Raw genomic sequence first — 13,642 nt, 5'->3', positions numbered from 1 at the left:
AAAATGCCCATTTCTGACTGTGTGATGACTGGAGCAAGCGACAGACTGAATTCCATTTCAAAAACTCCAAAAACCACTGTGGGAGCGAGCTTGCTCGCGATGGCGTCCGATCATTCAACATAGATGTTGGCTGTCAGATTGCTATCGCGAGCAAGCTCGCTCCCACAGATTTTGTGGCGTTTTGGAGATCCGATCAGACCAGAATCGAAGTCCCGGTCATTTCCGCCGGTTGTTCAAGCCCCAGCAGCTTCAGCATGGTCGGCGCCACGTCCGCCAGCACGCCGCCTTCACGGACCTTCAGGTCGCGCTTGCCGACATAGATGAACGGCACCGGCTCGGTGGTGTGTGCAGTGTGCGCCTGGCCGGTGGTTTCGTCGGACATTTGCTCGACGTTGCCATGGTCAGCGGTAATCAAGGCTTCGCCGCCGACTTTTTCCAGGGCATCGACGATGCGGCCCACGCACAGGTCAAGGCATTCAACAGCCTTGACCGCCGCTTCGAACACGCCGCTGTGGCCGACCATGTCGCCGTTGGCGTAGTTGACCACGATCACGTCGTAGCGCTGGTTTTCGATGGCGTCGACGATGCGGTCGGTAACTTCCGGTGCGCTCATTTCCGGCTGCAAGTCATAGGTGGCGACTTTCGGCGACGGAATCAGGATGCGTTCTTCGCCCGGGAACGGTTCTTCGCGGCCGCCGGAGAAAAAGAAGGTCACGTGGGCATATTTTTCGGTTTCGGCGATGCGCAGCTGGGTCTTGCCGTTTTTCGCCAGGTAGTCGCCCAGCACGTTTTCCAGGCTGCCGGCAGCGAAAGCCGACGGGGCAGGAATGCTGGCGGCGTATTGGGTCAGCATGACGAAACCGGCCAGTTTCGGCTGGCGGGCACGCTCGAACTCACTGAAATTGTCTTCGACGAACACGCGAGTCAGTTCGCGGGCGCGGTCGGCTCGGAAGTTCATGAACACCACGGCATCGCCGTCTTCGACTTTTACCGGCTCGCCGATGGAGGTGGCTTTGACGAATTCGTCGCTCTCGCCGCGCTCGTAGGCTGCTTGCAGGCCTTCCTGGGCGGTGGCGGCGTTGAATTCGCCCTGGCCATCGACAATCAGGTTGTAGGCCTGGGAGACACGGTCCCAACGGTTGTCGCGGTCCATGGCGTAGTAACGGCCGATCAGGCTGGCGATCCGGCCTTTGCCCAGGGCCTGGAAGGTCGCGTCGAGCAGTTCGATCGAGGATTGCGCGCTTTTCGGCGGCGTGTCGCGACCGTCGAGGAAGGCGTGCAGGTAGATGTTTTGAGCGCCGCGCTTGAAGGCCAGTTCGGCCATGGCGACCAGGTGGTCCTGGTGGCTGTGCACGCCGCCATCGGACAGCAGGCCCATGAAATGCACGGCTTTGCCGGCGGCGACGGCTTTGTCCACGGCTGCGCAGATGGTCGGGTTCTCGAAGAACTCGCCGTCGCGGATCGATTTGGTGACGCGAGTGAAGTCCTGGTACACCACGCGACCGGCGCCGAGGTTCATGTGACCGACTTCGGAGTTGCCCATCTGGCCATCCGGAAGACCGACGTCCATGCCGCTGCCCGAGATCAGGCCGTTCGGCACGGTGGCCCACAGGCGATCCAGTACAGGCTTCTTCGCCGCGAAAATGGCGTTGGATTCGGGGCTGTCACTGTGACCGAAGCCGTCGAGAATCATCAGGACCAAAGGTTTAGGCGTGGTAGTCATGGAATCCACTCGTGGCTGAGGTAAAAGGGGTAATGGAAAAAGGGAGTCGCAGTTTAAAGCGAAGTTCCGGCCGCGTCACCGCCGGACGGGGTTTGGCCCACCATAGTGGCTGTGTATACTGGCCGACATTTTAACGCCCTGGAACCTCCTTCGATGGTTGCTAACCTGATTCAATTCGCCACTAACCACTACATTCTCGTCGGTATCTTCGTCGTACTGCTGGCGTTGCTGATTGCCTATCAAATGCAGGGCGGCGGCCGTAGCCTGAGCACTGGCGAACTGACCGGCCTGGTCAACAAGGACGCCGGCGTGGTGATCGACATTCGTCCAACCAAGGATTTCGCCGCCGGTCACATTGTCGGCGCGCTGAACATTCCCCAGGACAAACTGATCGCCCGCGTTGGCGAACTGGAAAAGCACAAGGCCAAGACCATCATCCTGGTCGATGCCATGGGCCAGACCGCCGGCACTCACGCTCGTGAATTGGTGAAATCCGGTTTCACCGCCGCCAAGCTGTCCGGCGGTATCTCCAGCTGGAAAGCCGACAATCTGCCGCTGGTGAAGTGATATGAGCAACGTCGTCGTCTATTCCAGCGATTACTGCCCTTACTGCTCGCGAGCCAAATACCTGCTCGAGAACAAAGGCGTGGCCTTCGAAGAGATCAAGGTCGATGGCAAGCCGCAGGTGCGCGCAGCGATGGCCCAGAAGGCCGGACGTACGTCCGTACCGCAAATCTGGATCGGCAGCACCCACGTGGGCGGTTGTGATGATTTGTTCGCCCTGGAGCGCGCCGGCAAGCTCGACGCGCTGCTCAGGGCCTGACGGCAATACCCCAAACAAGCAAACCTAAAAGAACCCTGGATCAAGAAGGATCTGCGATGACTGACCAACAGAACACTGCTGCGAACGAAGAAGAAACTGCACCGCAATTCTCCTTGCAGCGCATTTATGTGCGTGACCTGTCCTTCGAAGCTCCGAAAAGCCCGGCGATCTTCCGCCAGCAGTGGGAGCCGAGTGTCGCCCTGGATCTGAACACCCGTCAAAAGGCACTGGAATCCGACTTCCACGAAGTCGTGCTGACCCTTTCGGTTACCGTGAAAAACGGTGACGAAGTGGCGTTCATCGCTGAAGTGCAACAGGCCGGTATCTTCCTGATCAAGAACCTGGACGATGCTTCGATGAGCCACACCCTGGGTGCGTTCTGCCCGAACATCCTGTTCCCGTATGCTCGCGAAACCCTGGACAGCCTGGTGACCCGCGGTTCGTTCCCGGCACTGATGCTGGCTCCGGTGAACTTCGATGCGCTGTACGCGCAAGAGCTGCAACGCATGCAGGCTGCCGGCGAGACTCCGACCGTTCAGTAAGCATTTCTGAGCGTCGAAGCAAGTCCAATGTGGGAGCGGGCTTGCTCGCGAAAGCGGTTTTTCAGTCAACATTCATGTTGAAGCTGATGACCCTTTCGCGAGCAAGCCCGCTCCCACATTTGCTATGCGGTGTTATTTGAAGTCGTTCTGGCGCCAGGCTTCGTAAACCGCGACGGCCACCGTATTCGACAGGTTCAGGCTGCGGCAGCCCTCGCGCATCGGCAGGCGCAGGCGTTGCTCAGGGGGCAGGGTGTCCAGCACCTCGGCGGGCAAACCCCGGCTTTCCGGGCCGAACAGGAACGCATCGCCTGGGGCGAAGCTGGCATCGTGGAATGGCCGCGAGCCCTTGGTGGTGAAGGCGAACAGCCGTGGATGACCGAGGCTTTCCAGGCAGCTGGCGAGGTCGGCGTGACGTTGCAAGGTGGCATACTCGTGGTAGTCGAGGCCGGCGCGGCGCAGGCGCTTGTCGTCCATCTCGAAGCCCAGCGGCTCGATCAAATGCAGGTGGCAGCCACTGTTGGCGCACAGCCTGATAACGTTGCCGGTATTCGGCGGAATTTCTGGTTGGAAAAGGATGACGTGAAACATGCACGGCTCCGAAGGTAAAGATGACGCGCATTCTACGCCGCAAGCAGACGTGCGTTCGAAACTATTCCTGCGGGTGATGGGCTCGCTGGCGATTGTCGGGATGATGATCGGCCTGATGATCGGTCGCCTGACCACGCCAGACCCGAGTCAGTTGCAGCAGGTTGAGGTGACGGGCGACGGGCTGGTGGTGTGGTTCAACAACGAACCCAAGGTCCATGGCGAAATCGTCGACGGCAGTGTCGCGCTGCTGTTTGGCGCCGAGGGCCAGGCGCAGAAAGGCCAGCTCAAGCTTGGCGGCAAGGATGTGAACTGGCGGGTACGTTTGAGTGATGGAGGGTTGCTGCTGACGTTGGTGGCGGCCCGCCCCCTGCAGGGCGAGTGGGCCGGTAGCGAGGTCGATGACCGCTGGCGATTGGAGATCCATCTCCGGGAGCAATAAAAGAGGGAATCCCCGGCCTGCCTGTACCAAGGTTCCCGAAACGGGAGGCTCGTCGCGAGTGCGGTGTGAGCCTGGTGTAAAGAAGGAACCCCTGACCTGCCTGTATCAAGGGCCCCAAAACGGCTGGGCTCGTCGCGGCTGCGGTGTGAGCCCTGTGTAAAGAGGGGAATCCCCGGCCTGCCTGTACCAAGGTCCCCGAAACCGGGTCGGTGATCGGAATCACTTGAAAGGGATGTTGCAGGGGGCGTGCCAGTTTTCACAAAGAGAAACAAGAAATCCGGTTTGAAACGCTGAAAGCCCCGAGATTCGGGGCTTTCGTGTTTTTTCGGAAGGGATTCGATTGCGAAAGCAGATGGGGATTCGAAGCTGTTTTTGTGCGCGATTGCGGTTCACGGTGCATTCAGGCGGTGCACGCAGCTTTGAATGTGGGAGCGGGCTTGCTCGCGAAAGCGGTGTAACAGTCAACGATGATGTTGAATGTTATGGCCCCTTCGCGAGCAAGCCCGCTCCCACAGGATCGTGTGCTCAGTGAGTAATCAGGCTTCGTCGCCCTCATCATCATCCCCGCCATCCACCTTCATCCCCAATTCCTTGATCTTGCGCGTCAGGGTGTTACGCCCCCAACCCAGCAAAACGGCGGCATCGCGGCGGCGACCGGCGGTGTGTTTGAGGGCGGTCTCGATCATGATCCGCTCAAAGGCCGGCACAGCGCTGTCGAGCAGGCTCGATTGACCACGGGCCAGCGCCTGGTCTGCCCATTGGCGCAGGGCTTGCTCCCAGTTGGTGACCGGTGCTGAATCCTGCGGCAGGCTCAGCAACTCCGGCGGCAGGTCGCCGATGTGCACTTCGCGACCCGAAGCCATCACCGTGATCCAGCGACAGGTGTTCTCCAGTTGGCGCACGTTGCCCGGCCACGGCAGGTTCTTGAGGTATTCCTCGGTTTCGTTTTTCAGCAACTTGGGCTCGACTGCCAGCTCCTGGGCTGCGCGGCTGAGGAAGTGCTTGGCCAGGGTCGGGATGTCTTCGCGACGATCAGACAGGCGCGGGATATGGATGCGGATCACGTTGAGGCGATGGAACAAGTCCTCACGGAATTTCCCGGCATGCACCAGGGTTTCCAGGTTCTGGTGAGTCGCGGCGATGATGCGCACATCGACCTTCACGGGTACATGACCGCCGACGCGGTAAAACTCGCCATCGGCCAACACCCGCAGCAAGCGGGTCTGGGTGTCGGCGGGCATGTCGCCGATTTCATCGAGAAACAGCGTGCCGCCGTCCGCCTGTTCAAAACGCCCGCGACGCAGGTTGGCCGCGCCCGTGAACGCGCCTTTCTCGTGACCGAACAGTTCGGATTCCATCAGGTCTTTGGGGATTGCCGCCATGTTCAGCGCGATGAACGGCGAAGCGACTCGCGGGCTGTGACGGTGCAGGGCGTGGGCCACCAGCTCTTTACCGGTACCGGATTCGCCATTGATCAGCACGGTGATGTTGGAGTGGCTCAGGCGGCCGATGGCGCGGAACACCTCCTGCATCGCCGGCGCCTCGCCGATGATTTCCGGGGTGCGGGTCAATGTCGGGACGACTTCCAGGCCTTGCTGCTCCTGGGCGTGCTGGTTGGCGCGCTTGACCAGGGAAACCGCTTCGTCGACATCGAACGGCTTGGGCAGGTATTCGAAGGCGCCGCCCTGATAGGACGCGACAGCGCTGTCCAGATCGGAGTGAGCGGTCATGATGATGACCGGCAGCCGTGGATGCTGCTCGCGAATCCGCGCCAGAAGGTCCAGGCCACTGGCGCCGGGCATGCGGATGTCGGAAATGATCACGTCCGGTTGCTGGCGTGCCAGGCGGCTCATCACGCCATCGGCGCTGTCGAAGCTTTGCGTGGTCATGCCTTCCTGTTGCAAGGCTTTTTCCAGGACCCAACGGATAGAACGGTCGTCATCGACGATCCACACGGTTTCACTACGGCTCATGTCGATGGGGCTCCTTGTTCCAGTGGCAGAAAGATCGAGAAGGTGGTGTGGCCGGGGTGGCTGTCACATTCGATCAGGCCCTGGTGCTGGCTGATGATGTTCTGGGTAATGGCCAGGCCGAGCCCGGTACCGTCCGGGCGACCGCTGACCATGGGAAAGAAGATGGTTTCCTGAAGTTCCGCAGGGATGCCCGGGCCGTTGTCGATGATCTCGATCTTGGTCACCAGGCGATGGCGCACATGGCCGATGGTGAACTGGCGCATGGTACGGGTGCGCAGGCTGATTCGGCCCAGGCGCAGCTCGTTCTGGCTGCTGATGGCCTGCATCGCGTTGCGCACGATGTTCAGTACGGCCTGAATCATCTGTTCGCGGTCGATCAATACGTCGGGAATGCTTGGGTCGTAGTCGCGCACCAGCGTGATGCAACCCTGGCTTTCGGCTTCCACCAGTTGGCAGACGCGCTCCAGCACTTCGTGGACATTGCACAGGGCCAGTGACGGCAGCTTGTTGGAGCCGAGCATGCGATCGACCAGGTTACGCAGGCGGTCGGCTTCTTCGATGATGACGTTGGTGTAGTCGCGCAGGCTTTCTTCCGGCAGTTCCCGGGCCAGCAATTGCGCCGCGCCACGAATTCCGCCCAAGGGGTTCTTGATTTCATGGGCAAGCCCGCGCACCAGCATCTTGCTGGTCTCCTGCTTGGAAAGCTGTGCTTCTTCCTTGGTGATCCGCAACAAGCGGTCGCGAGGGTGGACTTCAAGCAGCAGCATCGTGTCGCCATTGCTCAGAATCGGCGTTACCGCGTAGTCGACGGTCAGGGTCTGACCGGTGAGGGCGGTCAGCATGGCTTCGCGCTTGGTGAACGGGTGGGCCTGTTCGACAGCCTGGCGCAAGGAGTTCAGCGCTTCGGTCGATTCGGTAAACAACTCACTGATGAACTGTCCATGGCTGCGCTGGCCGCTGATGGCCAGCAGCATCTCCGCCGCCGGGTTCATGTACTCGAGGCGCAGTTCGGCATCGAGCAGAATGGTGGCGGTGGTGAGGTTGTCGAGTAGCAAACGGTGGAGTGCGTCGCTAATGGTCATCGGGACCTCTTTTGGGGCGGAGCATGCGCAAGAAACAAGTGTTGGTAATTAGAAGTTGCAAAAAGTAAACCAAGGCTCCGAAAAGAAGCGCCAATGGCCTGAAACGGGCGTCTGACGCTCGCTTGCGTGGCGTTCTGCCGGCTTTCACGGGTAATTTCGAACCAAAATGGGTTGGAATCTGAGTACGGTGCAAGCAGTTGCACCAATATAGTGCGCAAACCTGCATGAGGTTAGAAAAGTCGCAGGAATGGGGTTTTTCGTGCCGACATCAGCAGTGCAATGAAGCCGGCAATCAGCAGCCAGGCCTTCAGCGCGTGTGCACGCGTTGCAAGGTGAAGGTTGCGGTTGGGCTCTGCTGCACAACGTTTTCGCCATCGATCACTTGCACGGCGAGGCGATGCTCGCCGCGATCGATATTCACCAGTTGCAGGATCGGCACATTGACTGGCTGGCCGTAGGGCTGGCCGTCCAGCAGCAGGCGCAACCGGTGGGGGCTTTTCAGGCGCGGCTTGATCAGTACGTTTATCGTGAAGGTGCCATTGTTGGCGCGCAGGGCTTCGGTATTGGGCAGACCGGTCAGCTCCAGTACTTCATAGGGCTTTTGGGGTGGCTCATTTCGGGTGGTTTCAGCAACAGGCGCGGCTTCGTCGGGAGGCTGGCGCTCAATGCTGTTGAGGGGCGGCAGGTGGACCGGCTGGACGCTGACGCCGTCAGGCGGTTGATTGCTGTACGCAGTGGCGCCGTTGGCGTCTGTGTATTTGTAGATCTGCGCCATGGCGGGCAGGGCGATCAGCAGCAGGATGAACAGAAAACCACGACCCATGGAATCGACCGGAAGCGAAAGCGTTGGGTTGCAGCATAGGTCAGGCCGGGCGGTTAACCCAAGTCGCTAAACATCTGGGCAAGATTTGCCGAGGCCGCCTGAACACAGAAAACCCCTTGTGGGAGCGGGCTTGCTCGCGAAGACGTCAGTACACTCAACATCCTGTTATCAGACAGACCGCTTTCGCGGGCAAGCCCGCTCCCACAGGGATGTGCTTCAGCCGTTGAATCGTTGGCAATAAAAGAGGCCTCCCGAAGGAGGCCTCTTTTTGTCACGCCGCGTGCCGCAGCGCTACCGGATCAGCAGCTGTAGTACAGCTCGTATTCCAGTGGGTGTACGAAGGTGCGTACCTTGATTTCTTCTTCGCTTTTCAGGGCGATGTAAGCGTCGATGAAGTCGTCGCTGAAAACGCCGCCTTTGGTCAGGAACGCACGACCTTTGTCCAGCTCTTCCAGGGCTTCTTTCAGGCTGCCGCAAACTTGTGGAATCTCTTTCGCCTCTTCAGGCGGCAGGTCGTACAGGTTTTTGTCTGCAGCGTCGCCAGGGTGGATCTTGTTCTGGATGCCGTCCAGGCCAGCCATCAACAGTGCGGCGAAGCACAGGTACGGGTTGGCAGCCGGATCCGGGAAGCGTGCTTCGATACGGCGGGCTTTCGGGCTCGACACGTAAGGAATGCGGATCGAAGCGGAACGGTTGCGAGCCGAATAGGCCAGCATCACTGGCGCTTCGAAGCCTGGAACCAGACGCTTGTAGGAGTTGGTCGCCGGGTTGGTGAAGCCGTTCAGGGCCTTACCGTGCTTGATGATGCCACCGATGAAGTACAGGGCGGTGTCCGACAGGCCGGCATAGCCTTCGCCTGCGAAGGTGTTCTTGCCATCTTTCCAGATGGACATGTGCACGTGCATGCCCGAGCCGTTGTCGCCGTACAGAGGCTTAGGCATGAAGGTCGCGGTGCGGCCGTAGGCATCGGCAACGTTGTGCACGACATACTTCAGGGTTTGGGTTTCGTCGGCTTTCTTCACCAGGGTGTTGAACTTGACGCCGATTTCGTTCTGGCCGGCAGTTGCCACTTCGTGGTGGTGAACTTCGACGGTCAGGCCCATTTCTTCCAGTGCGTTGCACATGGAGGTACGGATTTCGTGGTCGTGGTCGAACGGTGGAACCGGGAAGTAGCCGCCTTTGACGCCTGGACGGTGGCCCTTGTTGCCGCCTTCGATGTCCTGGTCGGACATCCAGGAACCTTGTTCGGAGTAGATCTTGAACATGGAGCCGGAAATGTCGGACTTGAACTTCACCTGGTCAAAGATGAAGAACTCTGGCTCTGGACCGGCGAACACGGTGTCACCGATACCGGTGGCTTTCAGGTGCTCTTCGGCGCGCTTGGCGATCGCACGTGGGTCACGGTCGTAGCCTTGCATGCTCGAAGGCTCGATGATGTCGCAGACCAGGATCAGGGTCGGTTCTTCGGTGAACGGATCCAGAACGGCGGTGGAGTCGTCCGGCATCAGGATCATGTCGGAGGCTTCGATGCCTTTCCAGCCAGCGATGGAGGAACCGTCGAACATTTTGCCGACTTCGAAGAAGTCGTCATCCAGCGCATCGCGAGCCGGCATGGTCACGTGGTGCTGAGTGCCTTTGGTGTCCGTGAAGCGCAGATCAATCCATTTGACGTCATGATCTTTGATGAGTTGAACCGACTTCGACATAGTGTCCTCCGGGTGGCTTCGGGCTAGTAGTGGATGCCCTTAAATGTGGGTGATGCCGGCGCGAATACTCTGCCAAGGCAACCTGCCTCACAAGGGAGCAAATTGCATGCCAGTGCCCCAGCATGGGTTTTTTGCCCCAAAAACACGCTTATCAGCCATTAATGCGCTTTAAAGCCGAAAATACCGCCCCGTAATGTGGCGTCAAAATGAATAAATGACCCGTTTTGGTGCGTGCAAAACCTTCTGCACATTAACTGGTTAAACCTTGAGCAATTTCCGCTATAATCCGCGCCCCCCTTTTTCGGCAGGCCCTGCGCGCGCTGTTTCCATGAAATTAATCGTAAAAGTCTTCCCCGAGATCACCATCAAGAGCCGCCCGGTACGGATGCGTTTCATCCGCCAATTGGCCAAGAACATCCGTGCCGTGCTCCGCGATCTGGACCCGGCCGTGGTGGTGAACGGCGTGTGGGACAACCTCGAGCTGGAAACCCGCGTCAGCGATCCCAAGGCCCTGAAGGAGATGGGCGAGCGCCTGAGCTGCATGCCTGGCGTCGCGCACTTCCTGCAAATCGACGAGTACCCGCTGGGTGATTTCGACGACATCGTTGAAAAGTGCAAGCAGCACTACGGTGATGCACTGGCCGGCAAGATTTTTTCCGTGCGTTGCAAGCGTGCCGGCAAGCACCCGTTCAGCTCGATCGATATCGAGAAATATGTCGGCAGCCAGTTGCGCCGTCAGTGTGGTGCCGCCGGGATCGACCTGAAAAAGCCTGAAATCGAAGTCCGCATCGAAGTTCGCGACCAACGGTTGTTTGTGATCCACAGCCAGCACAACGGCATCGGCGGATATCCGCTGGGCGCCCTGGAGCAGACGCTGGTGCTGATGTCCGGCGGCTTCGATTCCACCGTGGCGGCCTACCAGATCATGCGCCGCGGCCTGATGGCGCATTTCTGCTTCTTCAACCTGGGCGGACGTGCCCACGAACTGGGCGTCATGGAAGTCGCGCATTTCATCTGGAAGAAGTACGGCAGCTCCCAACGCGTGTTATTTGTCAGTGTGCCGTTCGAGGAAGTGCTGGGCGAAATTCTCGGCAAAGTCGATAACAGTCATATGGGCGTAGTATTGAAGCGTATGATGTTGCGCGCTTCGTCCCGGATTGCCGATCGACTGCACATCGAGGCCCTGGTCACCGGTGAGGCGATCTCCCAGGTGTCGAGCCAGACGCTGCCGAACCTGTCAGTGATCGATTGCGTGACCGACAAACTGGTCTTGCGCCCGCTGATCGCCAGCCACAAGCAAGACATCATCGACACGGCCAACGAAATCGGCACCGCCGATTTCGCCCGGCACATGCCGGAGTACTGCGGGGTCATTTCGGTTAATCCGAAGACCGCCGCCAAGCGCTACCGTGTCGAGCACGAAGAGAAAGAATTCGATATGGCGGTGCTCGAGCGTGCGCTCGAAAACGCCAAGCTGGTGCCGATCGATCGCGTGATCGACGAATTGGGCCAGGACTTGCAGATTGAAGAAGTCAGCGAAGCGCTGGCCGGTCAGATCGTCATCGACATCCGTCACCCGGATGCCGCTGAAGATGACCCGCTGGAGCTTGCTGGCATCGAGGTACAAACGATGCCGTTTTATGCAGTGAACGCTCGTTTCAAGGAACTGGACCCTACTCGCCAGTACCTGCTGTATTGCGACAAAGGCGTGATGAGTCGCCTGCATGCCCACCATTTGCTCAGTGAGGGGCATGCCAATGTGCGCGTTTATCGACCGAGCTAAGTGCCCGGGGCTGTTTGCCTGTGGCCTGCGTCACCGGCCCCCCGACGCCACCGTCAAGCTGTAACGGCTTTCACGGACGCTACTGTTAATCGCTGCCAAGACTTGTCAGCACACCGAATCCTCTGATCGAGATACACAAGTGATCGAAAATCTACGCAACATCGCCATCATTGCCCACGTTGACCATGGTAAAACCACCCTGGTAGACAAACTCCTGCGTCAATCCGGCACCCTGGAGCGCAACGAGCTCAACGACGAGCGCGTGATGGACTCCAACGACCAGGAAAAAGAGCGCGGTATTACCATTCTGGCGAAAAACACCGCCATCAACTGGAACGGCTACCACATCAACATCGTGGACACCCCGGGCCACGCCGACTTCGGCGGCGAAGTTGAACGCGTAATGTCGATGGTCGACTCCGTTCTGCTGCTGGTTGACGCTCAAGACGGCCCTATGCCGCAAACCCGTTTCGTGACCAAGAAGGCTTTCGAAGCCGGCCTGCGTCCGATCGTGTGCATCAACAAGGTTGACCGTCCAGGCGCGCGTCCGGACTGGGTTCTGGACCAGATCTTCGACCTGTTCGACAACCTGGGCGCCACCGAAGAACAGCTGGACTTCAAAGTCGTCTACGCCTCGGCCCTGAACGGTATTGCCGGTCTGGATCACACCGAAATGGCTGAAGACATGACCCCGCTGTACCAGTCGATCGTCGACAACGTACCTGCGCCGAAAGTCGACCGTGACGGTCCGTTCCAGATGCAGATCTCCGCGCTGGACTACAACAGCTTCCTGGGTGTTATCGGCGTTGGCCGTATCGCTCGCGGTCGCGTCAAGCCGAACACCCCGGTTGTGGCTATCGGCGCCGACGGCAAGAAGCGTAACGGTCGTATCCTGAAGCTGATGGGTCACCACGGTCTGCACCGTGTAGACGTTGAAGAAGCGGCTGCAGGCGACATCGTGTGCATCAGCGGTATGGACTCGCTGTTCATCTCCGACACCCTGTGCCACCCGGACACCGTTGAAGCGATGAAGCCGTTGACCGTCGACGAGCCAACCGTTTCCATGACCTTCCAGGTAAACGACTCGCCATTCTGCGGTAAAGAAGGCAAGTTCGTGACTTCCCGTAACATCAAGGAACGTCTGGACAAAGAGCTGCTGTACAACGTTGCGCTGCGCGTTGAAGAAGGCGACTCGGCTGACAAGTTCAAGGTTTCCGGCCGTGGCGAACTGCACCTCTCGGTACTGATCGAAACCATGCGTCGCGAAGGCTTCGAAATGGCTGTAGGCCGTCCGGAAGTGATCATCCGTCTGGTTGACGGCGTGAAGCACGAACCGTTCGAAAACGTCACCATCGACCTGCCGGAAGAATCCCAGGGCAAGGTGATGGAAGAGATGGGCCTGCGTAAGGGCGACCTGACCAACATGGTGCCGGATGGCAAGGGCCGTGTACGTCTGGAATACAACATCCCTGCTCGTGGTCTGATCGGTTTCCGTAACCAGTTCCTGACCCTGACCAACGGCGCTGGCATCCTGACCTCGATCTTCGACCGTTACGACGTGATGAAGTCCGGCGACATGTCCGGCCGTCAGAACGGCGTTCTGGTTTCGGTTGAAACCGGCAAGGCACTGACCTACTCCCTGGAAACCCTGCAGGCGCGTGGCAAGCTGTTCGTTGAACACGGTCAGGAAATCTACAACGGTCAGATCGTTGGTCTGAACAGCCGTGACAACGACCTGGGCGTCAACCCTACCAAGGGCAAGAAGCTCGACAACATGCGTGCTTCGGGTAAAGACGAAACCATCGCTCTGGTTCCACCTGTTCGCTTCACCCTGGAACAGGCTCTGGAATTCATCCAGGACGATGAATTGTGCGAAGTGACTCCAAAGTCGATTCGCCTGCGTAAGAAAATTCTTGACGAAAGCGAGCGTACCCGCGCTGCCAAGAAAGCCAAGGCATAAGATTTAGCCCCGGCTGAACGAAAACGCCCCCGGTCGAAAGGCCGGGGGCGTTTTTGTTTGTCTGGGATTTGTGTGGTGTTTGTCAGGGCCCCTTCGCGGGCAAGCCCGCTCCCACAGGGTTCAAGGTGAGCCACAAATTGTGTGAACACCGAAAATACCTGTGGGAGCGGGCTTGCTCGCGAAGGCGGCCGATCAGCCAC

General features: G+C 59.0%; 12 protein-coding genes. 6 read left to right on the top strand and 6 right to left on the bottom strand.

Annotation, left to right across the window (positions count from 1 at the left end):
- Positions 1–193: 193 nt before the first annotated feature.
- Positions 194–1,723, bottom strand: coding sequence for a 2,3-bisphosphoglycerate-independent phosphoglycerate mutase (gene gpmI, locus AC3WN7_RS12625; RefSeq protein ID WP_102673913.1), 1,530 nt, complete (start codon positions 1,721–1,723; stop codon positions 194–196).
- A 153-nt stretch (positions 1,724–1,876) separates the two neighbouring features.
- Between gpmI and AC3WN7_RS12620 the strand changes: the two genes are divergently transcribed.
- From AC3WN7_RS12620 to secB, 3 genes are read left to right on the top strand one after another with little or no spacing between them, the layout of a single operon-like run.
- The gene (locus AC3WN7_RS12620) at positions 1,877–2,290 is read left to right on the top strand and encodes a rhodanese-like domain-containing protein (protein WP_095964570.1); all 414 of its coding nucleotides are present in this window, start codon (positions 1,877–1,879) and stop codon (positions 2,288–2,290) included.
- Between the two features lies 1 nt (position 2,291).
- The gene (grxC, locus tag AC3WN7_RS12615; protein WP_007972741.1) at positions 2,292–2,546 is read left to right on the top strand and encodes a glutaredoxin 3; all 255 of its coding nucleotides are present in this window, start codon (positions 2,292–2,294) and stop codon (positions 2,544–2,546) included.
- 56 nt (positions 2,547–2,602) lie between these two features.
- Positions 2,603–3,088 (top strand): protein-export chaperone SecB, encoded by a 486-nt coding sequence (gene secB / locus AC3WN7_RS12610; RefSeq protein ID WP_015093084.1) that lies wholly within the window; start codon positions 2,603–2,605, stop codon positions 3,086–3,088.
- Between the two features lie 132 nt (positions 3,089–3,220).
- Here the strand turns inward: secB and AC3WN7_RS12605 are convergent, their stop codons facing one another.
- Positions 3,221–3,676 carry a tRNA (cytidine(34)-2'-O)-methyltransferase gene (locus tag AC3WN7_RS12605; protein ID WP_102673912.1) on the bottom strand — a complete coding sequence of 152 codons (456 nt, stop codon included), beginning with the start codon at positions 3,674–3,676 and terminating at the stop codon, positions 3,221–3,223.
- Between AC3WN7_RS12605 and AC3WN7_RS12600 the strand changes: the two genes are divergently transcribed.
- On the top strand, positions 3,675–4,115 hold the full coding sequence (locus AC3WN7_RS12600) for a hypothetical protein (RefSeq protein WP_102673911.1): 441 nt from the start codon (positions 3,675–3,677) through the stop codon (positions 4,113–4,115). The two genes, AC3WN7_RS12605 and AC3WN7_RS12600, sit on opposite strands and share 2 nt — an antisense overlap.
- Positions 4,116–4,651: 536 nt before the next feature.
- Here the strand turns inward: AC3WN7_RS12600 and ntrC are convergent.
- The 4 genes from ntrC to glnA all read right to left on the bottom strand — a co-directional run bounded on the left by ntrC (position 4,652) and on the right by glnA (position 9,699).
- Entirely contained in the window at positions 4,652–6,088 is a 1,437-nt protein-coding gene (gene ntrC, locus AC3WN7_RS12595; RefSeq protein WP_102673909.1) for a nitrogen regulation protein NR(I), read from the bottom strand.
- Positions 6,085–7,170 carry a nitrogen regulation protein NR(II) gene (gene glnL / locus AC3WN7_RS12590; RefSeq protein WP_095964571.1) on the bottom strand — a complete coding sequence of 362 codons (1,086 nt, stop codon included), beginning with the start codon at positions 7,168–7,170 and terminating at the stop codon, positions 6,085–6,087. Before glnL ends, ntrC begins: the two co-directional genes overlap by 4 nt.
- 307 nt (positions 7,171–7,477) lie before the next feature.
- The gene (locus AC3WN7_RS12585; RefSeq protein ID WP_095964572.1) at positions 7,478–7,993 is read right to left on the bottom strand and encodes a DUF4124 domain-containing protein; all 516 of its coding nucleotides are present in this window, start codon (positions 7,991–7,993) and stop codon (positions 7,478–7,480) included.
- 299 nt (positions 7,994–8,292) lie between these two features.
- Complete coding sequence (gene glnA / locus AC3WN7_RS12580; RefSeq protein ID WP_007970634.1) at positions 8,293–9,699, bottom strand: glutamate--ammonia ligase; 1,407 nt, start codon at positions 9,697–9,699, stop codon at positions 8,293–8,295.
- 328 nt (positions 9,700–10,027) lie between these two features.
- Here glnA and thiI point away from each other — a divergent pair, with 328 nt between their 5' ends.
- Positions 10,028–11,482 (top strand): tRNA uracil 4-sulfurtransferase ThiI, encoded by a 1,455-nt coding sequence (thiI, locus tag AC3WN7_RS12575; protein WP_015093090.1) that lies wholly within the window; start codon positions 10,028–10,030, stop codon positions 11,480–11,482.
- A gap of 139 nt (positions 11,483–11,621) precedes the next feature.
- Positions 11,622–13,442, top strand: coding sequence for a translational GTPase TypA (typA, locus tag AC3WN7_RS12570; protein WP_007970631.1), 1,821 nt, complete (start codon positions 11,622–11,624; stop codon positions 13,440–13,442).
- Positions 13,443–13,642 lie beyond the last annotated feature (200 nt).

Source organism: Pseudomonas sp. FW305-70 (genome assembly GCF_058783925.1).
Note: the sequence above shows the minus strand (reverse complement) of the source record. Positions and strands in the feature narration are given on the sequence as shown.

Excerpts from the sequence above, each read along its gene's own strand:
- glnA (WP_007970634.1), bottom strand. The coding sequence starts at position 9,699 with ATGTCGAAGTCGGTTCAACTCATCAAAGATCATGACGTCAAATGGATT.
- gpmI (WP_102673913.1), bottom strand. The coding sequence starts at position 1,723 with ATGACTACCACGCCTAAACCTTTGGTCCTGATGATTCTCGACGGCTTC.
- glnL (WP_095964571.1), bottom strand. The coding sequence starts at position 7,170 with ATGACCATTAGCGACGCACTCCACCGTTTGCTACTCGACAACCTCACC.
- ntrC (WP_102673909.1), bottom strand. The coding sequence starts at position 6,088 with ATGAGCCGTAGTGAAACCGTGTGGATCGTCGATGACGACCGTTCTATC.
- AC3WN7_RS12620 (WP_095964570.1), top strand. The coding sequence starts at position 1,877 with ATGGTTGCTAACCTGATTCAATTCGCCACTAACCACTACATTCTCGTC.
- secB (WP_015093084.1), top strand. The coding sequence starts at position 2,603 with ATGACTGACCAACAGAACACTGCTGCGAACGAAGAAGAAACTGCACCG.
- grxC (WP_007972741.1), top strand. The coding sequence starts at position 2,292 with ATGAGCAACGTCGTCGTCTATTCCAGCGATTACTGCCCTTACTGCTCG.
- AC3WN7_RS12605 (WP_102673912.1), bottom strand. The coding sequence starts at position 3,676 with ATGTTTCACGTCATCCTTTTCCAACCAGAAATTCCGCCGAATACCGGC.
- thiI (WP_015093090.1), top strand. The coding sequence starts at position 10,028 with ATGAAATTAATCGTAAAAGTCTTCCCCGAGATCACCATCAAGAGCCGC.
- AC3WN7_RS12585 (WP_095964572.1), bottom strand. The coding sequence starts at position 7,993 with ATGGGTCGTGGTTTTCTGTTCATCCTGCTGCTGATCGCCCTGCCCGCC.
- AC3WN7_RS12600 (WP_102673911.1), top strand. The coding sequence starts at position 3,675 with ATGCACGGCTCCGAAGGTAAAGATGACGCGCATTCTACGCCGCAAGCA.